We start from the raw sequence: 26050 nt of genomic DNA, 5'->3' as shown, positions 1-26050 counted from the left end.
TCATGTTCATGATCCACATGCTCCAATGGGAAGCGTGCCAGCGCATCCGAATCAGTCCGAGAATCCACGACGAAAGCCGCTCGCCCCGCTTCCCGAGGAACTGTCCGGCCCGGTACGGGAATTCGTGACCGCACTGCGCCACATGCACGGCGAACTGGGCCTGAGCCTCAAGGAACTCGAAGGGCGCCTGCCCGCCAGCCGTTCCTCCCTCTCCCGCTATCTGCGCGGCCAGAGCCTGCCCGACGAACGGCTCCTGGTCCAGTGGGGCAAGCTCTCCTTCACCGCCGAGGACCGGCTGCCCGAGCTGGTGAAGCTGCTCCACCGGGCCAACGAGGCCGCCGCCGAGTCCGACACCGGACCGGTGGTGGAAATGGACTCCGGCGGCGAGCCCGCAGCCCCGCCGCCGGAGGACCGGCCGCCCCGGCGACGGCTGCGGCTCACGCTCGCTGCGGTGGGCACGGTCACCGTCCTCGCCGGGACCACGGCCGGCGTCCTCGCCCTCCAGGCGTCCGACGACGACAAGCCCCCGGCGACCCTGGGCAACGCGCGGATCACCGTCTTCAACGCCGAGAAGAGCTGCCGGGACGAGCGCGTCCGCGCCTGCTCCCTGGGCCTGGCCAAGGATCCGTACCTGGCCTACCGCCCCTCCAACATCACGGGCCGGGCCTGGCACGGCGACGTGCTGCGCGCCGACTGCCGCATCGCCAACGGCGTGACCGTCACCGACGAGGCGGGCGGGCACAGCAGCATGTGGTTCCGCGTCTTAAGGGACGGCGAGCGGATGTGGGTCCCGGCCATCCGGATCGATCATGACCAGGTGCAGTACACGAAGCTCCCCAACTGCCCCGACTGAACCGGCTGAACGGCCCGCGTCAGCTCTCCTCGTCCAGCCCGGCCAGGACCAGCGGCAGCCGGGCCGCGCCGCCCTCGGTGACCCGGACCGGAACGCCCCAGTCCTGCTGGTGCACATGGCAGGCCGGGTACTCGTTCTGCGGGTCGTCGTCGCAGGAGGCGGCCATCGCCGAGACGTGCAGCACGCCCTCGGTCACCCCCTCGGCCAGCACCAGGTCCCGGCGCAGGTCCGTGCCCGCGCCCTCGCCGCCCGCCAGCAGCCCGGGCGGGGTGGAGCTGACCAGCAGCCGGGTGGAGGGGCCGTAGCGGGTGTCCAGCTTCTGGCCCGCGGGCGCCTGGAAGACCACGTCCAGCCGGAGCGTGCCCGGGGCGATGTCGGTGGCGGCGCGCTGGGTGCGGTGGGCCACCGCCTCCACCCGTACGGCCTCCTCGGGCAGCCGCAGCCGGGTCAGCCGGTGCCGGGCGGACTCCACCACCACGATGTCCTGGTCGACCAGCACCGCGTCGGACGGCTCGCGCAGATCCGTGGCGAGCGTGGAGACCTCGCCGGTGGCCGGGTCGTAGCGGCGCAGCGCGTGGTTGTAGGTGTCGGCGACGGCGACCGAGCCGTCGGGCAGCGCGGTGACGCCCAACGGATGCTGGAGCAGGGCCTGATCGGCGGCGCCGTCCCGGTGGCCGAAGTCGAAGAGCCCGGTGCCGACGGCGGTACGGACGGCGAAGCCGTCGCCGTCCCGCTCGACCCAGCGCACCGCGGAGCTCTCGGAGTCGGCGACCCACAGCCGGTCGCCGGACGCGGCGAGCCCGGACGGCTGGGAGAACCACGCCTGGTCCGCGGGCCCGTCCACGAGCCCCTCGTTGGTGGTCCCGGCGGCGGCCCGTACGGTCCCGGCCTCCGGGTCGTACGTCCACAGCTGGTGCACGCCCGCCATGGCGATCCACAGCAGGCCATTGAACCAGGCCAGGTCCCAGGGGGAGGACAGGTCGATGTCGCGGGCGGGCCCCTCGGCGGGCGAGCCCTGCCACCACTGGCGGCCGGTCCCGGCGAGCGTGGTGACCTCGCCGGTCGCGGGGTCGAAGCGGCGCAGCGCGTGGTTCACGGTGTCGGCGACCGCCACCGTGCCGTCGGGCAGCGCGGCGAGCCCCTGCGGCTCGCTGAACCGGGCCCGGTCCGCCGGTCCGTCGGCGAAGCCGCGCTCGCCCGCGCCGATCCGCCGCAGCACGATCTCGCCGTCGGCCGCCAGCTCGACCAGCTGGTGGCGGGTGGTGTCCGAGACCAGGAAGGTGCCGCCGGGCAGCAGCAGCGCCTTGCCGGGGAAGCGCAGCTCGGTCGGGACGGGCTCCGGCGGTACGTAGGGGCCGTCGCCGCGGCGGAGCGTGCCCTTGGCGGCGTGCTCGGTCTCCAGCTGCCCCACCAGGGTCTCGATGGCGTGGGCGTGGCCCTCGCCGGCGTGCTGGGCGACCACGTAGCCCTCGGGGTCGATGACGACGAGGGTGGGCCAGGCCCGGACCGCGTACTGCTTCCAGGTGGTCAGCTCCGGGTCGTCCAGGACCGGGTGGTGCACCCCGTAGCGCTCGACGGCGTCCACGACGGCCCGGTGTTCGGCCTCGTGGACGAACTTCGGCGAGTGCACCCCGACGATCACGACGGTGTCGCGGTGCTTCTCCTCCAGCTCGCGCAGCTCGTCCAGGACGTGCAGACAATTCACACAGCAGAACGTCCAGAAGTCGAGGATGACGATGCGGCCTCGCAGATCCGCGAGGGTGAGGTCTTTTCCGCCGGTGTTGAGCCAGCCGCCCCGGCCGGTCAGCTCGGGGGCGCGGACGCGTGCACGTGGAGCCATATCCCCATCCAACATCAGCTGGGCGGATGGCATTCCCCCGGGCCGGTTCGACCGGCTCGCCCCGGTCCGTCCCGGTCCGGCGTGCGGGGGTCCGAGGACGGCCGCCGCCGACACGAGGAAAGCCGCCGTTCCGGGCCTACGATCGGACTCGAAGCACTGCCCTCGCGCGCGTGGGCAGCGTAACTTGAAGCCACACACCTGCACCCAGCCCGCGTACCAACCGCCCGAGGGGTCCCGTGACCGTCCATCCCAGCCTTCAGACCTCCATCGACGCCTGGACGCATTCCATCGACGCCATATCGGAGTTGGTGAATCCGCTCGCGGAGAGCGAATGGAACCGCGCCACCGAATGCCCGGGATGGTCGGTGCGGGACGTCGTCTCGCACGTGATCGGCCTCGAGTGCGAGATGCTCGGCGATCCGCGCCCGATCCACACGCTGCCGCGCGACCTGTTCCACATGACCGGCGAGCTGTCGCGTTACATGGAAGTCCAGGTCGATGTGCGGCGCTGCCACACGGCGCCGGAGATGACGTCCGAGCTGGAGTACACCGTCATCCGGCGGTCCCGCCAGCTGCGCAACGAGAAGCGGCAGCCGGACACCATGGTGCGCTGGCCCGGTGGCGGCGAGCTGTCCCTCGAAGACGCCCTGACCCGCCGGGCCTTCGACGTGTGGGTGCACGAGCAGGATCTGCGGCGCGCGCTGAACCAGCCCGGGAACCTGGACTCGCCGGGCGCGTACGTCACCCGGGACGTGCTGCTGTCGGCGCTGCCGAAGGTGGTCGCCAAGGACGCGGGCGCGGCGCCCCAGTCGGCGGTGGTCTTCGACGTGAACGGCCCGATGGAGTTCATGCGCACCGTGCGGGTGGACGCGGACGGCCGGGCCACCATCGACGGCAGTGTGTCGCTGGGCCCGTCCGTCACGCTCTCCCTGGACTGGGAGACGTACGTGCGGCTCGCCTGCGGCCGGGTGCGGTCCGACACGGTCGCCGAACAGGTGAAGGTCGAGGGGGACCAGCAGCTGGCCGACGCCATCCTGGCCCACTTCGCGATCACCCCGTGACCCCGGCCCCATGATCCGTAAGGGGACCCTCACGCCGGTACGTGCACCGCCTCGACGCGGCTCGCGACCACGCGCTCGCGCTCCCGGCGGCGCGCGCGGCCGCGCAGCCGCAGGATCTGGGAGACGCCCAGCGCCTGGAGCACGAACACCACCGCGAAGGCGATGCGGAAGTCCTGACCGGTCATGTCCAGCAGTACGCCGATGGCGAGCAAAGTACTCATCGAGGCCGTGAATCCGCCCATGTTGACGATGCCGGAGGCGGTTCCGGTCCGCTCGGGCGGGTTGGCGGGGCGGGCGAAGTCGAAGCCGATCATCGACGCCGGACCGCACGCGCCGAGCACGGCGCACATGACGGCCAGCATCCACAGCGGCGCGTGGTCGCCCGGCCAGAACAGCACCGTGCCCCACACCAGCGCGGTGGCGCCGACCGTGCCGAGGGCCAGCGGGGTGCGGGCGGCGTGGTGGCGGGCGATGACCTGCCCGTAGACCAGGCCGATCACGATGTTGGACAGCACCACCACCGTCAGCAGCTCACCGGCGGTCCCGCGGGACAGCCCCTGCGCCTCCACCAGGAACGGCATCCCCCACAGCAGCAGGAAGACCATGGCGGGGAACTGGGTGGTGAAGTGCGTCCACATGCCCAGCCGGGTGCCGGGCTCGCGCCAGGCGTCCGCGATCTGCCGGCGCACGAAGCTCTTGTCCGTCCGAGGTGCGGGCGGCGGTTCGTGCCCCTCCGGGTGGTCCTTGAGGAAGAGCAGCACCAGGACGAGGATGACGACCCCGCCGACCGCGCTGCCCGCGAAGGTCGGGGTCCAGCCGACGCTGTGCAGGGTCTGGGCGATCACCAGCGTGGAGACCAGGTTGCCGGCCATCCCGATCAGCCCGGCGATCTGCCCGACCAGCGGCCCCCGGCGGGCCGGGAACCAGCGCGAGCCGAGCCGCAGCACGCTGATGAACGTCATCGCGTCACCGCAGCCGAGCAGCGCCCGGGAGCCCAGCGCCATGGGGTACGAGTGGGACAGCGCGAAGCCGAACTGGCCGGTGGTGAACAGCACGATGCCCAGCGCCAGCACCTTGCGGGTGCCGAGCCGGTCGACCATCAGCCCGACCGGTATCTGCATGCCCGCGTAGACGAGCACCTGGAGCATGGAGAAGGTCGACAGCGCCGAGGCGTTGATGTGGAAGCGCTCGGCGGCGTCGATCCCGGCCACGCCCAGGCTGGTGCGGTAGACGATGGCGACGAAGTAGACGGCGACACCGAGGCCCCAGATGGCGACGGCACGCCGTCCCCCTGGCGGGTCCCCGGGCAATCGGGCCGTGGTCATCGCACGTCTCCCCGCGCGAGGGTGTTCACCCAGCTGATGTGGCGCTGGACGAACCCGGCGGCCGAGATCGCGTCCCCGGCGCGCAGGGCGTCGAGGATCTCGGTGTGCTCGGTGATGTTCTTGGCGATCCGGCCGGGCTCGGCGTGCATGGTGGCCACGCCCATCCGCAGCTGCCGGTCGCGCAGCTGGTCGTACAGCTGGGCCAGGATCGTGTTCCCCGCGGCGCGGACGATCTCCGCGTGGAAGCAGCGGTCGGCGGCCGCGAACGCGGCCAGGTCGCCGGTCGCCGCGTGCCCCTTCTGCTCCTCCAGCAGCTCCTCCAGCCGCGCCAGCAGCTGCGCCCCGGCCGGCACCACCTTGGCGACCGCGTGCTGCTCGACCAGCAGCCGGGTCTCCACCACGTCCGCGATCTCCTGCGCGGAGACGGGCAGCACCAGCGCGCCCTTCTTGGGGTAGAGCTTCAGCAGCCCCTCGGCCTCCAGCCGCAGCAGGGCCTCGCGGACCGGCGTACGGGAGACCCCGACGGCCTCGGCCAGCTCGCCCTCGCTCAGCAGCGTGCCGCCCTCGTAGCGGCGCTCCAGGACGGCTTGTTTGACATGGGTGTAGACGCGTTCGGCGGCGGGCGGCGGCTTGGTGGCCGTATCGGCGGAACTCATGATGCGCACAGCATAGATACAACAGGTATGCCTGAGTATCCCCCGTCCGCCATGCGGACGGGGGGTACCTCCGTCCTAACCCCAGGTGATCAGACGCTTGGGGCGTTCCAGGATGGCCGCGACGTCCGCGAGGACCTTGGAGCCCAGCTCACCGTCGACCAGCCGGTGGTCGAAGGAGAGCGCGAGGGTCGTCACCTGGCGCGGCTTGACCTCGCCCTTGTGGACCCACGGCTGGAGCTTGACCGCGCCGAAGGCGAGGATCGCCGACTCCCCGGGGTTGAGGATCGGGGTGCCGGTGTCGATGCCGAAGACGCCGACGTTGGTGATGGTCACCGTGCCGCCGGTCATCGTCGCCGGGCTGGTCCTGCCCTCGCGGGCGGTGGACACCAGGTCGCCGAGGGCCTCGGCCAGCTGGGGCAGCGTCTTGGCGTCCGCGTCCTTGATGTTGGGGACGATCAGACCGCGCGGGGTGGCGGCCGCGATGCCCAGGTTGACGTAGTCCTTGTAGACGATCTCCTGGTTCTCCTCGTCCCAGGAGGCGTTGACGTCCGGGTTGCGCTTGATCGCCACCAGCAGCGCCTTGGCGACCAGGAGCAGCGGGTTCACCCGCAGCCCGGCCAGCTCCGGGTCCTGCTTGAGGTCGGCGACCAGCTTCATGGTGCGGGTGACGTCGACGGTGACGAACTCCGTCACGTGCGGGGCGGTGAAGGCGCTGCCCACCATCGCCTGCGCGGTGGCCTTCCGTACGCCCTTCACGGGCACCCTGCGCTCCCGCGCGCCCGCGGCCGGAGCGGCGGGCTCCGGGGCCGCCGCGGGGGCTTCCACGGCCGCGTGGACGTCCTCGCGGGTGATGATCCCGCCCGGGCCGGTCGGGGTGATCGTCGCCAGGTCGATGCCCAGGTCCTTGGCGAGCTTGCGGACCGGGGGCTTGGCCAGCGGACGGGCGGCCCCGGCGTGGCCGTTCAGCTCGGGGGCGGGCTCCGGGCGCACCGGCGCGGCGGGGGCCGCGGGGGCGGGCGCGGGTGCCGGGGCCTGGGGTGCCCCGGCCGCCGGGCGCTGCGCCCCCGGCTGGGCCTTACGCGGACGGCGCTTGGTGGAGGAGGGCGCGGCGCCGTAGCCGACCAGGTTGGCCTGGCGCCCCTCCGGTTCGGCCTCGGCGGGCGCCTCGGCGGCGGGTTCCGGCGCGGCGGCGGGCGCGGGCGCTTCTCCGGCGCCCGGGTCGGTGTCCACCGAAATGATCGCCGTGCCCACGTCCACGGTGGTGCCCTCGTCGAAGCGCAGCTCGTGCACCACCCCGGTGAACGGGATGGGCAGCTCCACCGCGGCCTTCGCGGTTTCGACCTCGCAGACCACCTGACCGTCGGTCACGGTGTCGCCCGGCGCCACCAGCCACTTGAGGATCTCGGCCTCGGTCAGTCCCTCGCCCACGTCGGGCATCTTGAACTCACGGAAGCGCTGTTCGACTGCCATCGTCACGATCTCCTCAAGCCCTTCAGTACGCCAACGCACGGTCTACGGCGTCGAGCACCCGGTCCAGGTCGGGCAGGTACTCGTCCTCCAGCCGCGAGGGAGGGTACGGCGCGTGATAGCCGCCGACCCGCAGCACCGGGGCCTGGAGGTGGTAGAAACACCGCTCGGTGATGCGCGCGGCGATCTCCGATCCGGTCCCCAGGAAGACCGGCGCCTCATGCACCACGACCAGCCTGCCGGTCCGCTCGACCGACTGCTGGACCGTGTCGAAGTCGATCGGCGACATCGACCGCAGGTCCACGACCTCCAGCGACTTGCCCTCCTCTGCGGCGGCCGCGGCCGCGTCCAGCGCGACCTTCACCATCGGGCCGTAGGCCGCGAGGGTGAGGTCGGAGCCGGGCCGCACCACCCGGGCCGCGTGCAGCGGGCCGGGGATCGCCGAGGTGTCGACCTCGCCCTTGTCGTGGTAGCGGCGCTTGGGCTCGAAGTAGATCACCGGGTCGTCGCTGCCGATGGCCTGCTGGAGCATCCAGTAGGCGTCGGAGGCGTTGGACGGCGAGATCACCTTCAACCCGGCGACGTGCGCGAACAGCGCCTCGGGCGACTCGCTGTGGTGCTCGACCGCGCCGATGCCGCCGCCGTACGGGATGCGGATGACGACCGGCATCTTGACCTTGCCGAGCGACCGGGCGTGCATCTTGGCGAGCTGCGTGACGATCTGGTCGTACGCGGGGAAGACGAAACCGTCGAACTGGATCTCCACCACCGGGCGGTAGCCGCGCAGCGCGAGCCCGATCGCGGTGCCGACGATGCCGGACTCGGCCAGCGGGGTGTCGATGACCCGATCCTCGCCGAAGTCCTTCTGGAGCCCGTCGGTGACGCGGAAGACGCCGCCGAGCTTGCCGACGTCCTCCCCCATGATCAGGACCTTGGGGTCGCTTTCGAGCGCCGTGCGCAGCGACGCGTTGATCGCCTTGGAGAGCGACATCTTCTCGGCTGCCATGTCAGATGCCTTCCTCAGCGGTGACGAACGAAGCCTGGTACGCGGCGAACTGCGCCCGCTCCTCGTCCACGAGCGCATGGCCGTCGGCGTAGGTGTGCTCGAACAGCGCCATGTCGTCGGGGTCGGGCATGGCCCGGACCGCCTCCCGCACCCGCTTGGCGAGCGCGTCGGACTCCTGCTCCAGGGCGTCGAAGAACGCGTCGTCCGCCAGCTTCTCGTTGGTGAGGAGGGTGCGCAGCCGCAGGATCGGGTCCTTGGTCTCCCACAGCTCGCGCTCCTCGGAGGAGCGGTAGCGCGTCGGGTCGTCGGAGGTGGTGTGGGCGCCCATGCGGTAGGTGAACGCCTCCACGAGCATCGGCCCCTGGCCGGTGCGGGCCCGCTCCAGCGCCGCCTTGGTGACGGCGAGACAGGCGAGCACGTCGTTGCCGTCCACCCGGACGCCCGGGAAGCCGTAGCCCTGGGCGCGCTGGTAGAGCGGCACCCGGGTCTGCTTCTCGGTGGGCTCGGAGATGGCCCACTGGTTGTTCTGGCAGAAGAAGACGACCGGGGCGTTGTAGACGGCGGAGTAGGTGAACGATTCGGCGACATCGCCCTGGCTGGAGGCGCCGTCCCCGAAGTAGGCCAGCACGGCGGAGTCCGCGCCGTCCTTGGCCACGCCCATCGCGTAGCCGGTGGCGTGCAGCGTCTGCGAGCCGATGACGATGGTGTACAGGTGGAAGTTGTTGCTGTTGGGGTCCCACCCGCCGTGGTTCACCCCGCGGAACATCCCCAGCAGGTTCGTCGGGTCGACCCCGCGGCACCAGGCGACGCCGTGCTCACGGTAGGTCGGAAAGACGTAGTCGTCGTCGTGCAGGGCCCGGCCGGAGCCGATCTGCGCGGCCTCCTGGCCGAGCAGGGAGGCCCACAGGCCCAGTTCGCCCTGGCGCTGAAGGGTGGTGGCCTCGGCGTCGAAGCGCCGCGTCAGCACCATGTCCCGGTACAGGCCGCGCAGCTCGTCGGGGGTCGGGTCGATCGCGTAGTCGGGGTGCTCGACGCGCTCGCCCTCCGGGGTCAGCAGCTGTACGAGTTCCGGTTCCGCCGACTGCTTCTTCGTGCTCCGCGCGCTGGTGCTGCGCTTGGCTCCGCTGCGGCGCGGCTTGCGCGCGGCAGTGCTCTCCACGGTCACGTGTGCTCCTCCGTCTGTCCGGCCTCCGGGATCCGCCGGCGGCCAGTTGCGGCTCGCCCGTCCGACGACGACGCACGGGGTGGGTGCGACGAAACGTCCGTCCGGGCGTGACAGGTTCCCGGCGGTCGGCCCCGCACAAGGCACGTTACCCAGTGCTCCGCATCTCTGCGAAACCCCACCTGACCTGCAATTTTGCTTGGATTTCCAAGTAAATCGCGCGCTTGGGTGAACATCCACTGGTCACAGCCTCGCCGACCGTCGGTCCTCCGCACGTTATCCCGCTGGCCAAGGGCACGGGAAGACTCCGTATGTGAGACTGGAGCCGTGCGCGAAGAAGGAAAAATCAGGATTTTCCTACTTGACGACCATGAAGTCGTACGACGCGGCGTGCGCGAGCTGCTGGCGAGCGAGCCGGACATGGAGGTGGTCGGCGAGGCGGGCACCGCGGCCGACGCCCTCGCCCGGATCCTCGCGACCCGCCCCGATGTCGCCGTGCTCGACATCCGGCTGCCCGACCGCAGCGGCGTCGAGGTCTGCCGGGAGATCCGCTCGCGCGACGAGGCCATCCGCTGCATGATGCTCACCTCCTTCGCCGACGACGAGGCCCTCTTCGACGCGATCATGGCGGGCGCGTCCGGCTACGTGCTCAAGGACATCCGCGGCAGCGAACTGCTCGCCGCCGTCCGGGACGTGGCCGCGGGCCGCTCGCTGCTCGACCCGGTGGCCACCGCGCGGGTCCTGGAGCGGCTGCGCGGCGGCGCCGCCAAGCCCGACGACCGGCTCGCCTCCCTCACCGAGCAGGAGCGCCGGATCCTGCTGCTCATCGGGGAGGGGCTGACCAACCGGGTGATCGGCGAGCGGCTGCACCTCGCCGAGAAGACGATCAAGAACTATGTCTCCAGCCTGCTCTCCAAGCTCGGCATGGAGCGCCGCTCGCAGGCCGCCGCCTTCGTGGCCCGGATGCAGGCCCAGAAGAACTAGGGGGTGTTGCCCCCAAGCACCATTCGGCCTGCCGCGTCAACTCCCGCACGGTCCGTGACGTCGGGTGATCTAACATCTGGCAGGTGCCGCGCTCACATGTACACCTCGCCGAGGCCGCTCCCGACGGGGAAACCCTGAGCGCCCTGCTCCGCCGCTACGACCGGGCCGGTGAGCCGGTGTCCTGCGACCCCGTCACCGAGGGCCTGCTCAACCGCGGCTACCGGCTCGCCACCACCCGCGGCCGGTTCTTCCTCAAGCACCACCTCGACGGCGACCGCACCGCCATCGCCCGCCAGCACCGGGCCACCCAGCGGCTGGGCGCGCTCGGCCTGCCGGTCGCCCCGCCGGTCCCGGACGCCCACGGCCGCACGGTCGCCGTCATCGGCGGCCGCTGCTACGCCCTCCACCCCTGGGTCGACGGACGGCACCGCGACGGCGCCGCGCTGACCACACCCCAGTGCTGGCGGCTGGGCGGCCTGCTGGGGTTCGTCCACACCTGCCTGGAGCAGGTCATGCGGGCCGGGACCAGCGACCGCGAGCCGCCGGAGCCCGCGTCCGACCCCGAGGACACCTACGCCCTCATCGACGAGCTGCTGGCGCGGGTCCGCGGCCACCGGCCCCGCGACACCTTCGACGAACTCGCCGAGCACCGCCTGACCGAGCGCCGCGCGCTGCTGGAGCGGCACGCCCACCGCCGGCCGGAGGCGGACGCGATCCCGGCCACCGGCTGGGTGCACGGCGACTTCCACCCGCTGAACCTGCTCTACCGCGATACGGAACCCGCCGCGATCGTCGACTGGGACCGGCTGGGCGTCCAGCCGCGCGCCGAGGAGGCCGTCCGCGCCGCCGCGATCTTCTTCGTACGGCCCGGCGGCACCCTGGAGCTGACCAAGGTCCGGTCCTACGCCCGGGCCTACCGCCGCATGGCGGGCGCCGGGACCGACGAGATGGCCGCGGCCGTGCACCGGGTGTGGTGGGAGCGGCTCAACGACTTCTGGATGCTGCGCTGGCACTACCAGCGCGGCGACCACCGCGCCGATCCGCAGTTCCCGGCCGCGGCGGCGCTGGTGGTGTGGTGGACGCAGGAGTACGAGGCGGTCCGCGACGCCTTCTGCGGCTGAGGGCCGCGCGCTCCCGCACCTCATGCGACTGCCCCGGCGCCGCTCGCGCGGGGCCGGGGCAGTCGGCGTTCGTTCAGCGGACCCGGTTTGATTCGGTCCGGTCCGGTCCGGTCCCGTCCGGTCAGCCGAGGCTGTCGTCGGACGGGAGGCTGGTCGGCGGGTCCTCGCCACCGTCGTCCGGCGGCGTGGTCTCGCCGCCGTCGTCGGGCGGCGTGGTCGGGCTGCTGCCGTCGGACGGCGTGGTCTGCGGGTCCGTCGGGACGTCGGTCGGGCCGCCGGTCGGCTGGTTCGGCACCCCCGGGTCGGTGGGCTGCCCGGTGTACGAGGGGCTGGTCGGGTCCTGGGACGGGGTGTAGTCGCCCGTACCGCCGGTGGAGTCGTCGGTCTCCGGGGCCTCCGTCGTCTCCTCCGTCGGCTCCTCGCTCGGCTCCTTCGTCTCCTTCTGCTGCGTCGCCGTCGGGTTCTTCTTCGGCTGCTTGCCCTTGTCGTCATTGCCGCCGAGGTCCAGCGCGAACGCGACCCCGACCGCCACGGCGATCACCGCGAGCGCCGCGATCAGCCACAGCTTGCCGCGGCCACCCCGGCGGCCCCGGCCGGAGCCCCCGTCGTAACCGCCGTCGTACCCGCCGCCGTTCCCCGCGCCGGGCGCGACCATCGGCTGCTGGGAGGTGTCGCCGTGCCCCGGGTGCGGCATCGCGGTCGTGCCCGCCACGCCCATCGCCGGGGTGGCGCCGCCGAGGTGCTGGGTGACCGGGCCGGTGTTCCAGACCCCGGTGTGGCCGCCCGCCTCCTGGAGCATCTGGAGCGCGTACTGGACCAGTCCGCGCATCTCCTCCGCGCTCTGGAACCGGTCGTCCGGGTCCTTGGCGAGCGAGCGCATCACCAGGCCGTCCAGCTCCGGCGGAACCGTGCCGCCCGAAATTTCGGACGGTGGTACGGGATTGTCCTGAACGTGCTGATAAACGACCGAAAGAGGAGTCTCGCCGGTGAACGGCGGGCGCAGCGCGAGCAGTTCGTACAGCAGACACCCGGTCGCGTACAGGTCGGAGCGGTGGTCCACGGCCTTGCCGAGCGCCTGCTCGGGCGAGAGGTACTGCGGCGTGCCCATGACCATGCCGGTCTGGGTCATGGTGGACTGCACGCCGTGCAGGGCGCGGGCGATGCCGAAGTCCATCACCTTGACCGCGCCGCTCTTGGTGATGATCACGTTCGCGGGCTTGATGTCACGGTGCACGATGCCGTGCTGGTGGCTGTAGGCGAGCGCCTCCAGCACCCCCGAGACGATGATCAGCGCCTGGTCCGGCGGCGGAGCCTCGGCGTTCAGCAGCAGATCGCGGATGGTGTGGCCCTCGACCAGCTCCATCACGATGTAGGGGACGGTGTTCGGGCCGACGACGTCCTCGCCGGAGTCGTACACCGCGACGACCGCGTGATGGTTCAGCCCCGCGACGGACTGTGCCTCGCGGGTGAAGCGGGCCTTGGACACCGGGTCCTCGGCCAGGTCGGCGCGCAGCAGCTTCACCGCGACAGTTCTGCCGAGCCGGATGTCCTCGGCGGCGAAGACCTCCGCCATGCCGCCGCGGCCCAGGCGCCCGGTGAGACGGTAGCGGCCATCGCCGACCAGTCCACCGTTTCCCCACGCCTCGGGCACATCAGACATTCCGGACCCGGTAGCGTCAGGTTCGGAGGGCCCCTGGGCGCTCTGGGTCTGTGCCATCGGTCCTCGCCGTCTCGGTCTAGGTGGGGGTCTGGTCGAGATCGCCCCGCCCGCGGGCGGTACGGTTCCTGCTAGGCACGCTACAGCCTTCGCGCCGCGCATCGGTTCGTGATGGACCGGCCATCAAACCTGTTGACGGTGAAGTGTTGCAAATCGCGTGACGGGTTCTTGAGCATCCGGTCACGGAACGGGCACGTGGCTTGACGTGTCCGTGGCCTGGGGCAGACTTGGCCACGATATCCGGAACACGAAGATCATGGCGTCGAAACGTGCGGGTTGAGCGGGAGTGCGCCGAGGGGGAAGTAACAACATGAGCCAGCACGGCGCACCGGGCCGCTACCAGGGCAGCTCCCTGGCCGGCGGCCGTTACCAATTGCGTGACCTGCTCGGCGAAGGCGGCATGGCGTCCGTGCACCTCGCCTACGACTCCGTGCTGGACCGCCAGGTCGCCATCAAGACGCTGCACACGGAGCTGGGACGCGAGCAGTCCTTCCGCGAGCGCTTCCGCCGCGAGGCCCAGGCGGTGGCCAAACTCACGCACACCAATATCGTTTCGGTCTTCGACACCGGCGAGGATTCCCTCGACGGCGCGCTCATGCCGTACATCGTCATGGAGTACGTCGAGGGACTTCCCCTGCGTTCCGTCCTCGACGCCGACGTTCGGCAATACGGCGCGATGCCGACCGAAAAGGCGCTGAAAATCACCGGTGATGTTCTGGCGGCGCTGGAGATCAGCCACGAAATGGGGCTGGTTCACCGCGACATCAAGCCCGGTAACGTGATGATGACCAAGCGTAATGTGGTCAAAGTCATGGACTTCGGCATCGCCCGCGCCATGCAGTCCGGGGTCACCTCCATGACCCAGACCGGCATGGTCGTCGGCACCCCGCAGTACCTCTCGCCCGAACAGGCCCTGGGCCGCGGCGTGGACGCCCGCAGCGACCTCTATTCGGTCGGCATCATGCTCTTCGAGCTGCTGACCGGGCGGCTCCCCTTCGACGCCGACTCGCCGCTCGCCATCGCGTACGCGCACGTGCAGGAGGAGCCGGTCGCGCCCTCCTCGATCAACCAGTCCATCCCGCCCGCGGTGGACGCGCTGGTCGCCCGCGTTCTGAAGAAGAACCCGAACGAGCGCTTCCCCACCGCCGAGGCCATGCGCGACGAGTGCGCCCGCGTCTCCCGCACCGGCCAGACCGGCGCCTCCCCGATCATCATCAGCGGCGGCCCGCCCGCCAGCAGCGGCTCCGGCGTCGGCGCGGCGGTCTTCCCGCCCGTCGACCAGCAGACCCCCGGGCCGGGCCCCGGCGGCGTCCAGACGCCGTACCAGCCGCAGGCCGGGGCGGGGCAGTACGGCGCCTTCGGCCCGTCCACCCCGCCGCCGCCGACCATGCCGGTGGGCCAGCAGCCGTACGCCGCCCCCGCGTCCCCGTACCAGGGCGGCCACGGCCCGAGCACCCCGCCGCCGTACAACATCTCGCCCAGCCCGGCTCCGTCCCCGTCGTCGGGTGCCCCGGGCTCGCCGGGCTCCCCGGGCGGTGGCAACAGCAACAAGCGCGTGATCATAGGCTCCGCCGTGGTGGCCGCGATCGCGGTCCTCGGCGTCGTCCTGGTCGTCGCCCTCAGCGGCGGCGACGGCGACAAGAAGGACGAGAGCAAGGGCGGCGGCGGCCAGAAGACCTCCGCCCCCGCGTCGACGAAACCCGCGGGCTTCCGCATGGGCGACAAGACGAAGACGATCGACCCTGAGAAGTGCACGGACGCCTACGAGAACAGCGATGACGAGGGCACGTACAGCGTGCCCGACTTCCAGAACCTCTACGTCGACTCGGTGAAGAAGTGCATCCGGGCCGCGGGCTGGAAGTACCGCGTCACGACCCAGGACGAGAATCTCTGGGGCAAGGGCACGGTCCTCAACTACACGTACCGCAACTACGAGCCGTACGACCCGAAGACGGACACCATCGAGCTGACGGTCTCCACGGGTATGCCCGACGACTGACATGTGGGCGCGCCTAGCTGGGCGCCCGACGCGTGGGCTCCAGGGCTCGGCGGCGTAGCCGGACGGAAGCGGTCCGGCTACGCCGTTTTCATGGCTGCCGCTGGTGGTGGAAGCCGGTGCGCCAGGTCGGGTGCTCCGGGCTCCAGCCCAGGCGGCGGGCGAGCGTGTTGTCGGCGCCGCGCTCCCAGCCCTCCGCGTCGGGGGTGGCGGCGGGCGCCGGGGCCGGGGCGCCGAGGGCGGCGGCGAGCGCGGGCAGCCAGTCGCGGGCGGGCGCCGGTTCGTCGTCCACCACGTTCACCGCGCCGCTCGGCCAGCCCAGCGCGGCGACCGCGGCCCGGGCGGCGTCCGCCACATGGACGAACGAGCTGATCGCGTCGTTCGGCACCGCCTGACCCACCATCGCCGCCCCCGGCGGCGCGCCGGGGCCCTCCAGGGGCGCGCCGCGCAGTACGGCGTCCAGCGCCCCGCCGGGCGCGTACCAGGTGCCCGGGCCGTAGAACGTGCCGTAGCGCAGCACCACATGCGTCTCGATCCCGGCCACCGCCTCCTCCAGCGCCCGCAGGCTGCCCACCATGGCGGCGCGCGGCGGCGGGGCCGCCAGGTCCAGCGGGGTGGACTCGGTGGCCGGGGTCGTGCCCGGTGCGTACGCCCACGAGATGGACTGGGCGACGATGCGCCGCACCCCGGCGCGCCGCGCCGCGTCCACGAGGTGCCGGGTGCCCTCCCGGCGGATCCGCCCGTTCTCGGCGCGGCTGCCGCCCGCGAGGGCGGTCAGCTGGTGGATCACCGCGTCCGGGGCGGCGTCCGCGACCGTCCGCTCCACGCTCGCGGCGTCGAAGACGTCGAGCGGTACCGCCTCGGCCCCCTGGGCGCGCAGCCGCTCCGCGCCCCCGGCGGTACGGGCGGTTCCGGTGACCTGGTGCCCGGCCGCGACGAGCAGGGGGACGAGGAGACGGCCGACGGCGCCGGAGGCCCCGGCGAGGAAAATGCGCATGCGGTCGAGCGTAGGGAACGGCCGGACCACTGTCAGGGGCCAATGAGGGGGCGCGGGCATGGGCCACTTCGCGCCGCGTGGCCGGTTGGAGCCGCGCGAACGGCGGGCCGCCCCGGACCCTTGGGTCCCGGGGCGGCCCGCCGTTCGGGGTCAGGTGGTCGGCGCGGGGCGCGCGCCTCCGCTACAGGTACGGGCCCGAGCGGGCGCCGCCGTGCTCCGGACCCATCCCCTGGCCGTCCTCACCGCCGCCGACGCCCGGGGGCAGCGCCCTGCGCATCTGCTCCAGCTGTGCGCGGGCCGCCATCTGCTGGGCGAACAGCGTCGTCTGGATGCCGTGGAACAACCCCTCCAGCCAGCCGACCAACTGCGCCTGGGCGATGCGCAGTTCCGCCTCGGTCGGGACCGTCTCCTCGGTGAAGGGCAGCGACAGCCGCTCCAGCTCCCCGATCAGCTCGGGGGCGAGACCGTCCTCCAGCTCCTTGACCGAACTGGCGTGGATCTCCTTGAGACGGGCACGGCTCGCCTCGTCGAGAGGTGCGGCGCGGACCTCCTCCAGCAGCTGCTTGATCATGCTCCCGATCCGCATGACCTTCGCGGGCTGTTCGACCATGTCCGTCACGGGAACCTCGCGCGACTCGTCGTCACCACTGCCATCGCCAGGAGTGACACCGCCGAGCGCCATGCCGTCCGGACCGACGACCAGGACGTGCGGGCTCTCCTGCGATCGTTCGTTCATCGGCTGGTTCATACCCCCATTGTTCCGTACCGCCACCTCCGGGGGAGGCTGTGGGTCGTCCGGGGCCCCGGGGAGCCCCGGACGGTCCGCATCCGCTCCGCGCCCCGGCCGTGTTCCCGCCGCGCGCCCGCTCCGCGTCCCGGCCGCGCCCGCTCCGCGTCCCCGCAGCGCCCTCAGCGGCGCCGTAGCCGCAGGCCGAGGAAGGCCAGGCCGAGCCCCAGGCCGCTCAGCGCCAGCCCGGTGCCCAGCGGCAGCACCCGCGTCGCCCGGTCCCCGGGCGACGCGGCGGTCCGCTCGGTGGCGTACGGACGATCATCCTGGGGAAGCTCCCCCGCCCCGCGCCGCTCCTGCTCATGCGGGAGCCGAAGCGACGACGGCGTCCAGTCCGGAACCAGCGACGGGCGCGGGTCGGCCTGGTCCCGCCCGCTCGGCCGACCGCTCGGGTCGGGCGGGGTGCGCGAAGGCCGCGCGGTGTCGGCCGAGGGGTCCGGCGAGGGGGTGGGCGCCGCGGTCCGGCCGGGGTGGGCCCGGCCCTCCCCGGCCCGGGTCCCCGCCAGATCGCCGTCGTCGGCGCGCGCCACCCCCTGCGGGGCGGCGAGCAGGGCGGCACCCGCCAGCAGGGACGCCGCGGGCAACGTGCGGAGTGCGGGGTTCACGGTCGTCACCCTCCCGTGCCGGGCGATCGTCTCAGACGCCTCACACATCTCAGGCGTCTCGCACGCCTGACGCGCCTCACGGGATGAGCGTCACATGACCGGGCGAGACGGGCATTCCGGGCGCGGCCGATCAGGCCATGGCGGGCCCCGCCCGGACCCGGGTACGCCCTCAGACCGTCAGCAGCACCTTGCCCACGTGCCCGCTGGACTCCAGCAGCCGGTGCGCCTCCGCGGCCTCCCGCATCGGGAGCGTACGGTCCACGATCGCGCGGACCCGGCCGCTGCCAATCAGCGGCCAGACGTGCTCCCGTACCGCCGCGACGATCGCCGCCTTCTGGGCGAGCGAACGGCCCCGCAGCCCGGTGGCCATCACCGCGCCGCTCTTGGCCAGCAGCTTGACCAGGTTCAGCTCGGCCTTCGCCCCGCCCTGGAGACCGATGATCGCGAGCCGTCCGTTGACGGCCAGCGCGTCCACGTTCCGGGCCAGGTACTTCGCCCCGACGATGTCCAGGATGACGTCCGCCCCGGCGCCGTCGGTGGCCGCGCGGACCTCCTCGACGAAGTCCTGCTCGCGGTAGTTGATCAGTACGTCGGCACCCAGCTCCCGGCAGGCCGCCAGCTTCTCCGCCGACCCGGCCGTGACCGCCACCCGCGCCCCGGCCGCCTTCGCGAGCTGGATGGCCATGGTGCCGATGCCGCTCGACCCGCCGTGCACCAACAGAGTCTCGCCCGGCCGGAGATGGGAGATCATGAAGACGTTCGACCAGACGGTCGCGGTCACTTCGGGCAGCCCGGCGGCGGTGACCAGATCGACGCCCTCCGGCACGGGCAGCAGCTGGCCCGCCGGGACCGCCACCTTCCCGGCGTACCCGCCGCCCGCCAGCAGGGCGCACACCTCGTCGCCCACCGTCCAGCCGCTGACGCCGGGGCCCAGCTCCACGATCCGGCCCGAGCACTCCAGGCCGGGGTATTCGGGGGCGCCGGGCGGCGGCGGATAGTGGCCCTGCCGCTGCATCAGATCGGCGCGGTTGACGCCACTGGCCACGATCTCGACCAGGACCTCCCCCTCGCCGGGCGCGGGATCGGGCACCTCCGTCCACTGGAGCGCGTCGGGACCGCCGGGTTCAGGAATGGTGATCGCATGCATGGCCGCGAGGCTACTCCTGGGGCGTCGGCGCGCGAACGATGGTGATCAGCCGGTCGGCGGCCTGCAACGGGCTCGCGTCGGGGTCGTCGTACGCCAGCAGGCGGTGCCCGCGCCGTACGGACACCACGAGGTCGTCCGTGTCCCGCACCGACCTGCCCACCTCGGCCTTCACCACCGTGCGCTCCACCAGGTCCAGACCGCTGCCCTGCTGGATCAGGTCCTCGATCACCGCCCCCGCGGTCGGCGACTGCACGCTCAGCCCCAGCAGCCGCCCCGCCGCGCTCGCGCTCGTGATCACCGCGTCCGCGCCCGACTGGCGCAGCAGCGGCGCGTTCTCCTCCTCGCGCACCGCCGCCACGATGTTCGCGCCCTTGTTGAGCTGCCGCGCGGTCAGCGTGACCAGCACCGCCGTATCGTCCCGCTGGGTCGCGATCACGAACTGGCGGGCCCGCTGCGCCTCCGCCCGCAGCAGCACATCGCTGCGGGTCGCGTCCCCCACCACGCCCGCGAACCCCTCGGAGTTCGCGGACTCGATCACCTTGTGGTTCGGATCGACCACCACCACCCGGCCCTTGGGCAGCCCGCCCGCGCAGAGCGTCTGGACGGCGGACCGGCCCTTGGTGCCGAAGCCGACGACGACGGTGTGATCGCGCAAGGCGGACCTCCAGCGGTTCAGGCGGTATTGCTCGCGGGTGCGCTCGGCGAGGACTTCGAGCGTGGTGCCGACCAGGATGATCAGGAACAGCACGCGCAGCGGCGTGACCAGCAGGATGTTGGTGAGCCGGGCGCTGTCGCTGTGCGGGACGATGTCGCCGTAGCCGGTCGTGGACAGCGTCACGGTGGAGTAGTAGACGGAGTCGAGGAAGTCGACATTGTCGTCGGCGTTGTCGTGGTAGCCGGTCCGGTCCATGTAGACGATCAGGACCGTCAGCACCAGGACGAGCAGCGCCAGCAGCAGCCGGCGGCCCACCTGGCGCAGCGGGCCGTCCGGGTAGCGCGGCAGGTGGACACGGTGACCCGTGTCCTCCGGTGGCGTACGGGCCGCCGCGTCATGACTGGGCAGCTTCACGCGTGGCCCTCCTGGGTGCGTATGCCGTCGTCGTCATCCTGGCCGCTGCCACCGGGACCGCCGGTGCCGCCGGCCCCGCCGGTCCCGCCGATCCCGTTCGACCAGGGGAGTTCCAGCACCTCGACCTCCGCGCCGCGCCCGGCCCCGCCCGGCGGGATCACCGCGAGCGCGTCCGCGACCGCGACGCCGCGCAGCATCGCCGGACCGCTGAAGCGCAGCGGCCGCGCCTCGTCGTACCGGAACGTCACCGGCACCAGCCGGGTGTTGTGCGGATGCCCGCTCACCGCCTCGGCGAGCGGGGCCGGGCGGCGCTCGGGCCCGGGGCGGCCCGTCAGCGTCCGCAGCAGCGGCTCCGCGAGCGTCAGCAGCCCCGATACGGCGGCCAGCGGATTGCCCGGCAGGCCGACCAGATGCCGTTCGGGCGCGAGGCGGGCCAGCAGCATCGGATGGCCCGGCCGCACCTCCACCCCGTCCACCAGCAGCTCCGCCCCCAGCCGGTACAGCGTGGGGTGCACATGGTCCACCGGGCCCGCCGCGGTGCCGCCCGTCGTCACGACGAGGTCCGCCGACGAGCCGTCGATCGCCGCGTACAGCGCGTCCGCCTCGTCGGCGACCCGGCGGGTGCCCGACACCTCCGCGCCCAGCGCCCGCAGCCACGGCCCCAGCATGGGCCCCAGCGCGTCCCGGATGCCGCCCTCGCGGGGCAGCCCCCGGTGCAGCAGCTCGTCCCCGAGGACCAGCACCTCCACCCGCGGCCTGCGCACGGTCGCCAGCTCGTCGTACCCGGCGGCGGCCGCGAGCCCCAGCACGGCGGGGGTGACCCGCGTGCCCGCGGGCAGCAGCTGATCGCCGCTGCGGCACTCCTGGCCGCGGGGGCGGATGTCCTGCCCGAAGCCGACCGGCTGCGGCGCCTTCGCCGCGTACAGCCAGCCGTCGCCGGTGTCCGCGCCGTACTCCGTGCGCAGCACGGCGGTGGCGCCGGGCGGGATCCGGGCCCCGGTGGCGATCTGCACGGCGTGCCCGTCGGACAACGGCTCGACCGCGCCGGTCCCCGCCAGGATCCCGCGCCCCGTCCGGCCCATCGTGAGCCGCCACGGACCCGGCCCGGCGAGGGCCCAGCCGTCCATGGCGGACGTGTCGAACGGCGGCAGGTCGGTCAGCGCGGTGAGGGGTTCGGCGAGGACGTGCCCGAGCGCGTCGTCCAGCGCCCGCAGGACGGGCGCCGCCTTGGCCACGGCCCTGGCGGGGGCGCGGGCGGCGATGCGGCGGGCGTCGGGCCAGGAAGTCAGGGGGGCCTCGGATGGTGCGGTGTCGGCGGGTGTGGGGTTCTCGGGTGCGGTCCCGTCCCGGTGTGCGTCGGGGGCGGCGGCGGGTGCGGGGCCTCCGGGACGAGGGTTCTGGACGGCAGGACCCTCCCGAACCGCATGGTCCGGGACGGCATGGGTACGGCGCCGGGAGCCCGGAGGCGCGAAGTCGTCCGGAACTCCATGGCGCCACCCATATACGTCAGTGTCCAGGAACCCCGCTCCCGCGGCCCCTCCGCCCCCTCCCGGGTGCGGCGGCTCCCCGCCCGGTGGCCTGATACTCGGCGGCGGCCAGCCCAGCGCGTCGTCGGGCTCGTCCCTGGGCGCCGCCTTGGGCCTCTCCTTGGACGCCTCCTTGGGCCTCTCCTTGGGCCTTTCCTTGGGCTCGGGGGCGCCGTGGCGGATCGTGCGCGCCACGCTCGGCGGGGGCCAGCCCAGCTCGGGGTCCGGCACGTCCGGGGGTGGCGAGGCCCGTTGGGTGGTGGCCTTCTCGTTGGCCAGGGCCAGGGCCTCGTCGACCTGGCGGTCGAGCCTGTCGGCATCCCCGGAACGGGGGTCCCGTCGCGTCATTCCTCGTCAGCCCAACGCGCCGCCAGGGCAGCCGCCTTGCGGCTGGCGTCGGCCAGGGCCTCGGGACCGCCGCCCTGCTGCGCGGCGGCATAGCCGACGAGGAACGTGGTCAGCGGGGCGGCGGGCCGGGCGACACCGTGCGCGGCGTCCCGGGCCAGGTCGAGGAGGGCGGCGGTGTCGACATCGAGGTCGATCCCGAGTTCCGCTTTGACTGCGGCGATCCATTCTTCCAGCACGCGTCCATGCTCCCTGATGCGCGCACGGGCTGTCGTGATGTCCTCCCAGGTGTCGCAGTCGAAGGACGCGGTGGCATGCCGGATGTGGTGGAGGTTCAGCTCGCCGGTGAGCAGCCGGAGCGGCAGCCCGCCGAGGCCGCCGTGCTCGGTGGCGAGCAGCGCGATCTCACGCCGCAGCGGTTCGGCGCGGTAGGCGGCGACGAGGGGCTGCTCGCGCCCGTCCGGATCGGTGAGCACGGCGCCGTCGGCCTGTCCGAGCCCGGCGAGCAGGGCCTGCACGGTCTCCCCGGTGAGGAACGGCAGGTCGGCGGAGAGCAGGAGGACGACGGGGGCGGTGGTCCCCCGTACGCCCGCGTCGACGGCCGCGACCGGCCCGCCCCCGGGCGGCTCCTCCCGCGCCCAGCGGACGGGCCGTACGGTGGGGCGGCGCGGGCCGACGACCACGGTCCGACCGGCTCCCCGGCACGCCCCCAGCACCCGGTCCAGGAGGGCACGTCCGCCCACGCGGAGCGCGGGCTTGTCCACGCCGCCGAGCCGCCGGGCGGCACCCCCGGCCAGGATCACCGCGTCATACGTCACCCTCCGAGTATGGCCGCTGGGACGGACCCGCCCTACAGCCCCCGCAACAGCACCGAGGGCTGCTCCACACAATCGGCCACATACCGCAGGAACCCGCCCGCCGTCCCGCCGTCGCACACCCGGTGGTCGAACGTGAACGACAGCTGCACGACGTGGCGGACCGCCAGTTCGCCGTGGTGCACCCACGCCTTGGGGGCGATCCGCCCGACACCGAGCATGGCGGCCTCGGGGTGGTTGATGATCGGCGTGGAGCCGTCGACCCCGAACACGCCGTAGTTGTTCAGCGTGAACGTGCCGCCCGTGAGGTCGGAGGGGGACAGCGCGCCCGCTCGCGCGGCCTCGGTCAGCCGCGCTATCTCGGCGGCCAGCCCCTCGACGCTGCGCCTGTGGGCGTCGCGGACGACGGGGACGACGAGACCGCGGTCCGTTTGCGCCGCGAACCCCAGGTGCACCCCGCCCAGCCGCACCACCTCACGGCGCTCCATGTCCACCGTGGCGTTCAGGTCGGGGAAGCGCGCGAGGGCGGCGGTGCAGATGCGGGCCAGCAGGGCGAGCACGGAGATCTTGGGGCCGTCGGCTGCGTTCATGGCCGTGCGGGCGGCGAGCAATTCGGTCGCGTCGGCGTCCACCCAGCACGTCGCGTCGGGGATCTCGCGGCGGCTGCGCGCGAGCTTGTCGGCCACGGCGCCCCGCACCCCGCGCAGGGGGATGCGCTCCCCGCGCTCCCCGCGCTCCTCACGCTCCTCACGCTCCACGCGCTCCTCGCGCTCCTCGCTCACCGGCTCTGCGGTGCCGGGGATGGCCCGCTCGACGTCGGCGCGCAGGATCAGGCCCTCGGGCCCGGAGCCCACCAGCTGCCGCAGATCGATGCCGTGCTGACGGGCAAGCCGCCGGACCAGGGGAGAGATCACCGGAACGGGGCCCTCCGCGGTCGTGGCCGCCGCCTCTCCGTTGGCAGGACTCACCCGGGCAGGACGCACCCGGCGCCGCCGCTCGGCGGGGGCGGCCGTGCCGTAGCCGACGAGCACATTGCCGGAACCGCCCCCCGCCCCCGGTCCGCCGGACGACGCGGGGGCTTCCGTGCCGGGTTCCCCGGCGGAACCACCACCCGCACCCGGTTCACCGGACACACCGGAATCCGCCACCGTCAGCAGCGGCGCACCCACCGGCAGCTCCGTGCCCTCCTCCCCGAAGCGCGCCGTCACCACCCCGGCATACGGGCACGGCACGTCCACCATGGCCTTCGCGGTCTCGACCTCCACGACCGGCTGGTCGACCGTCACCACGTCGCCGACCTGGACCAGCCAGCGCACGATCTCCGCCCCGGTGAGCCCCTCCCCCAGGTCGGGCAGCGTGAACTCCCGCACGACAGCCATCAGACCGCGCTCCCCTCGGTCCACTCCGACTCCCACTGGAGCCGGGCGACGGCGTCCAGCACCCGGTCCACGCCGGGCAGATGGTGCCGCTCCAGCATCGGCGGCGGATACGGGATGTCGAACCCGGCGACCCGCAGCACCGGCGCCTCCAGGTGGTGGAAGCACCGCTCGGTGACGCGGGCGGCGATCTCGCCGCCGGGGCCGCCGAAACCGGCGGCCTCGTGGACGACGACCGCGCGCCCGGTCCGGCGCACGGAGGCACACACGGTCTCGTCGTCGAAGGGGACGAGCGAGCGCAGGTCCACGACCTCCAGGCGCCAGCCCTCGGCCCGCGCCGCCTCGGCGGCTTCGAGGCACACCGGGACGGAGGGCCCGTACGAGATCAGCGTGGCGCTGCGGCCCCCGCCGGTCCCGGCGTGGACCACCGCCCGCCCGATCGGCGGGACGTCGGCCGGGTGGTCGGCGTCCCAGTCGGCCTTGGACCAGTACAGCCGCTTGGGTTCGAGGAAGACGACCGGATCGTCGGAGGCGATGGCGGCCCGCAGCAGCCCGTACGCGTCGGCGACGGTCGCCGGGGCGACGACGTGGAGACCGGCGGTGGCCATGTAGTACGCCTCGGAGGAGTCGCTGTGGTGCTCGACGCCGCCGATGCCGCCCCCGTACGGCACGCGCACGGTCAGCGGCAGCGGCACCGCGCCCCGGGTGCGGTTGCGCATGCGGGAGACATGGCTGACGAGCTGCTCGAAGGAGGGGTAGGCGAAGGCGTCGAACTGCATCTCGACAACGGGCCGCAGCCCGTACATGGCCATGCCGACGGCGGTGCCCAGGATCCCCGCCTCCGCCAGCGGCGTGTCCGTACAGCGGTCGTCGCCGAACTCCTCGGCGAGCCCGCTGGTGATCCGGAAGACGCCGCCCAGGGTGCCGACGTCCTCACCGAGGACATGGACGGCCGGATCGGCGGCCATGGCGTCGCGCAGCGCCCGGCCGAGGGCCTGGGCCATGGTGGCGGGCTTGCGCTCGGTGGCGGTGGTCATCGCTCCCCCTCGGCGTCGAGTTCGGCCCGCAGCTGCGCCGCCTGCTCCCGCAGCTGGCTGGTCTTCTCGGCGTAGACGTGCTCGAACAGCTCCAAGGGGTCGAGGACCGGGTCCTGGTGCATGCGGGTCCGCAGATCGGCGGCGAGCCGCTCGGCGGAGTCGCGCACGGCCTGGAGGCCGTCGTCGTCCAGCAGCCCGCGGTCCCGCATGGCGGCCTCCAGGAGCGCGATCGGGTCGTGTTCCCGCCATGCCTCGACCTCGGCGTCGGAGCGGTAGCGGGTGGCGTCGTCGGCGTTGGTGTGGGCGTCGATCCGGTAGGTGACGGCCTCGACCAGGGTGGGGCCGCCCCCGCCGCGGGCCCGGCGGACGGCCTCGCCGAGGACCTGGTGGACGGCGGCCGCGTCGTTGCCGTCGACAAGCCGCCCGGGCATCCCGTAGCCGACCGCCTTGTGGGCCAGGGAGGGGGCGGCGGTCTGCTTGGCGAGCGGGACGGAGATCGCGAAGCCGTTGTTCTGGACCAGGAACACGACGGGGGCCTGCCAGACGGCCGCGAAGTTGAGCGCCTCGTGGAAGTCGCCCTCGCTGGTGCCGCCGTCGCCGACCAGGGCGAGCGCCACGACGTCGTCGCCCTTGAGGCGCGCGGCGTGGGCCAGGCCGACCGCGTGCGGCAGCTGGGTGGCCAGCGGGGTGCTCAGCGGGGCGACCCGGTGCTCCCGGGGGTCGTAGCCCGAGTGCCAGTCGCCGCGCAGCAGGGTGAGGGCCTGGACGGGGTCGAGCCCGCGGACGACGGCGGCCAGGGTGTCGCGGTAGCTGGGGAAGAGCCAGTCGCGCTCCTCCAGCACCAGACCGGCGGCCACCTGGCAGGCCTCCTGCCCGGTCGAGGAGGGGTAGACGGCCAGCCTGCCCTGCCGGGTGAGGGCGGTGGCCTGCGCGTTGTAGCGGCGGCCGTGCACCAGCTCCCGGTGGAGCCTGGTCAGCAGGTCGGGGGCGAGATCGGCGGCGGCGGAGGTGCCCAGCAGGCGGTACGGCTCGGGGTCGGGCAGCAGCGGTGCGGCGTCGGTGCGGGGCCGCCAGGCGGGCGGGGGAGTGGGGTGGTAGGCGCCGGGCTGCTCTAGGACCGTCATGACACGACCTCCTGGGCGGGCAGACTGCTGGAGG

Annotated in this window: 22 protein-coding genes; 5 read left to right on the top strand and 17 right to left on the bottom strand. The window is 73.1% G+C overall.

Annotated features, from left to right (window positions below; all coding sequences use genetic code 11):
• Positions 1-25: 25 nt before the first annotated feature.
• Entirely contained in the window at positions 26-853 is an 828-nt protein-coding gene (locus tag HYQ63_RS22240) for a helix-turn-helix transcriptional regulator (RefSeq protein ID WP_179935543.1), read from the top strand.
• Between the two features lie 19 nt (positions 854-872).
• On the opposite strand, the gene HYQ63_RS22235 is transcribed toward HYQ63_RS22240, so the two are convergent.
• Entirely contained in the window at positions 873-2693 is a 1821-nt protein-coding gene (locus HYQ63_RS22235; protein WP_179935542.1) for an NHL domain-containing thioredoxin family protein, read from the bottom strand.
• Positions 2694-2929: 236 nt separating this feature from the next.
• Between HYQ63_RS22235 and HYQ63_RS22230 the strand changes: the two genes are divergently transcribed.
• On the top strand, positions 2930-3754 hold the full coding sequence (locus tag HYQ63_RS22230) for a maleylpyruvate isomerase family mycothiol-dependent enzyme (RefSeq protein WP_179935541.1): 825 nt from the start codon (positions 2930-2932) through the stop codon (positions 3752-3754).
• A 29-nt stretch (positions 3755-3783) separates the two neighbouring features.
• Here the strand turns inward: HYQ63_RS22230 and HYQ63_RS22225 are convergent, their stop codons facing one another.
• From HYQ63_RS22225 to pdhA (HYQ63_RS22205), 5 genes are all read right to left on the bottom strand, one after another.
• Positions 3784-5079, bottom strand: a complete 1296-nt coding sequence (locus HYQ63_RS22225) for a nitrate/nitrite transporter (protein ID WP_179935540.1) — start codon at positions 5077-5079, stop codon at positions 3784-3786.
• Entirely contained in the window at positions 5076-5735 is a 660-nt protein-coding gene (locus HYQ63_RS22220) for a GntR family transcriptional regulator (RefSeq protein ID WP_179935539.1), read from the bottom strand. The genes HYQ63_RS22225 and HYQ63_RS22220 overlap by 4 nt, the downstream gene beginning before the upstream one ends.
• Positions 5736-5810: 75 nt before the next feature.
• Positions 5811-7205 carry a dihydrolipoamide acetyltransferase family protein gene (locus HYQ63_RS22215; protein WP_179935538.1) on the bottom strand — a complete coding sequence of 465 codons (1395 nt, stop codon included), beginning with the start codon at positions 7203-7205 and terminating at the stop codon, positions 5811-5813.
• A gap of 22 nt (positions 7206-7227) precedes the next feature.
• On the bottom strand, positions 7228-8208 hold the full coding sequence (locus tag HYQ63_RS22210) for an alpha-ketoacid dehydrogenase subunit beta (protein WP_179935537.1): 981 nt from the start codon (positions 8206-8208) through the stop codon (positions 7228-7230).
• Position 8209: 1 nt separating this feature from the next.
• The gene (gene pdhA / locus HYQ63_RS22205; RefSeq protein ID WP_123106692.1) at positions 8210-9373 is read right to left on the bottom strand and encodes a pyruvate dehydrogenase (acetyl-transferring) E1 component subunit alpha; all 1164 of its coding nucleotides are present in this window, start codon (positions 9371-9373) and stop codon (positions 8210-8212) included.
• A 324-nt stretch (positions 9374-9697) separates the two neighbouring features.
• Here pdhA (HYQ63_RS22205) and HYQ63_RS22200 point away from each other — a divergent pair, with 324 nt between their 5' ends.
• Entirely contained in the window at positions 9698-10354 is a 657-nt protein-coding gene (locus HYQ63_RS22200) for a response regulator transcription factor (RefSeq protein ID WP_123106691.1), read from the top strand.
• 83 nt (positions 10355-10437) lie between these two features.
• A complete protein-coding gene (locus HYQ63_RS22195) occupies positions 10438-11475 on the top strand; it encodes a phosphotransferase (protein ID WP_179935536.1) in 1038 nt (345 codons plus the stop codon).
• Positions 11476-11596: 121 nt separating this feature from the next.
• Here HYQ63_RS22195 and HYQ63_RS22190 read toward each other — a convergent pair whose 3' ends face one another.
• Positions 11597-13192: a protein kinase gene (locus tag HYQ63_RS22190; RefSeq protein WP_257232010.1), complete on the bottom strand. Its 1596-nt coding sequence runs from the start codon at positions 13190-13192 to the stop codon at positions 11597-11599.
• Between the two features lie 310 nt (positions 13193-13502).
• Here HYQ63_RS22190 and HYQ63_RS22185 point away from each other — a divergent pair, with 310 nt between their 5' ends.
• Positions 13503-15191: a protein kinase gene (locus HYQ63_RS22185; protein WP_179935534.1), complete on the top strand. Its 1689-nt coding sequence runs from the start codon at positions 13503-13505 to the stop codon at positions 15189-15191.
• A gap of 88 nt (positions 15192-15279) precedes the next feature.
• Here HYQ63_RS22185 and HYQ63_RS22180 read toward each other — a convergent pair whose 3' ends face one another.
• From HYQ63_RS22180 to pdhA (HYQ63_RS22135), 10 genes are all read right to left on the bottom strand, one after another.
• Positions 15280-16185, bottom strand: a complete 906-nt coding sequence (locus HYQ63_RS22180) for an NAD(P)-dependent oxidoreductase (RefSeq protein WP_179935533.1) — start codon at positions 16183-16185, stop codon at positions 15280-15282.
• Between the two features lie 181 nt (positions 16186-16366).
• The gene (locus HYQ63_RS22175) at positions 16367-16933 is read right to left on the bottom strand and encodes a bacterial proteasome activator family protein (protein ID WP_179935532.1); all 567 of its coding nucleotides are present in this window, start codon (positions 16931-16933) and stop codon (positions 16367-16369) included.
• A 161-nt stretch (positions 16934-17094) separates the two neighbouring features.
• On the bottom strand, positions 17095-17577 hold the full coding sequence (locus HYQ63_RS22170) for a hypothetical protein (RefSeq protein WP_179935531.1): 483 nt from the start codon (positions 17575-17577) through the stop codon (positions 17095-17097).
• Between the two features lie 169 nt (positions 17578-17746).
• A complete protein-coding gene (locus tag HYQ63_RS22165; RefSeq protein WP_179935530.1) occupies positions 17747-18724 on the bottom strand; it encodes an NAD(P)H-quinone oxidoreductase in 978 nt (325 codons plus the stop codon).
• A 10-nt stretch (positions 18725-18734) separates the two neighbouring features.
• Positions 18735-19793 carry a TrkA family potassium uptake protein gene (locus HYQ63_RS22160; protein WP_179935529.1) on the bottom strand — a complete coding sequence of 353 codons (1059 nt, stop codon included), beginning with the start codon at positions 19791-19793 and terminating at the stop codon, positions 18735-18737.
• Positions 19790-21310, bottom strand: coding sequence for a molybdopterin molybdotransferase MoeA (locus HYQ63_RS22155; RefSeq protein ID WP_179940367.1), 1521 nt, complete (start codon positions 21308-21310; stop codon positions 19790-19792). The genes HYQ63_RS22160 and HYQ63_RS22155 overlap by 4 nt, the downstream gene beginning before the upstream one ends.
• A gap of 353 nt (positions 21311-21663) precedes the next feature.
• Complete coding sequence (locus tag HYQ63_RS22150; RefSeq protein ID WP_179935528.1) at positions 21664-22482, bottom strand: NTP transferase domain-containing protein; 819 nt, start codon at positions 22480-22482, stop codon at positions 21664-21666.
• Positions 22483-22514: 32 nt separating this feature from the next.
• The gene (locus HYQ63_RS22145; RefSeq protein ID WP_179935527.1) at positions 22515-23858 is read right to left on the bottom strand and encodes a dihydrolipoamide acetyltransferase family protein; all 1344 of its coding nucleotides are present in this window, start codon (positions 23856-23858) and stop codon (positions 22515-22517) included.
• Positions 23858-24892, bottom strand: coding sequence for an alpha-ketoacid dehydrogenase subunit beta (locus tag HYQ63_RS22140; RefSeq protein WP_179935526.1), 1035 nt, complete (start codon positions 24890-24892; stop codon positions 23858-23860). The genes HYQ63_RS22145 and HYQ63_RS22140 overlap by 1 nt, the downstream gene beginning before the upstream one ends.
• Positions 24889-26016: a pyruvate dehydrogenase (acetyl-transferring) E1 component subunit alpha gene (gene pdhA / locus HYQ63_RS22135; protein WP_179935525.1), complete on the bottom strand. Its 1128-nt coding sequence runs from the start codon at positions 26014-26016 to the stop codon at positions 24889-24891. The genes HYQ63_RS22140 and pdhA (HYQ63_RS22135) overlap by 4 nt, the downstream gene beginning before the upstream one ends.
• Between the last annotated feature and the right edge of the window lie 34 nt (positions 26017-26050).

It is taken from the genome of Streptomyces sp. Rer75 (genome assembly GCF_013414305.1).
In the GTDB taxonomy this organism is placed as follows: domain Bacteria; phylum Actinomycetota; class Actinomycetes; order Streptomycetales; family Streptomycetaceae; genus Streptomyces; species Streptomyces himastatinicus.
This window is presented reverse-complemented; position numbering and strand designations above follow the sequence as displayed.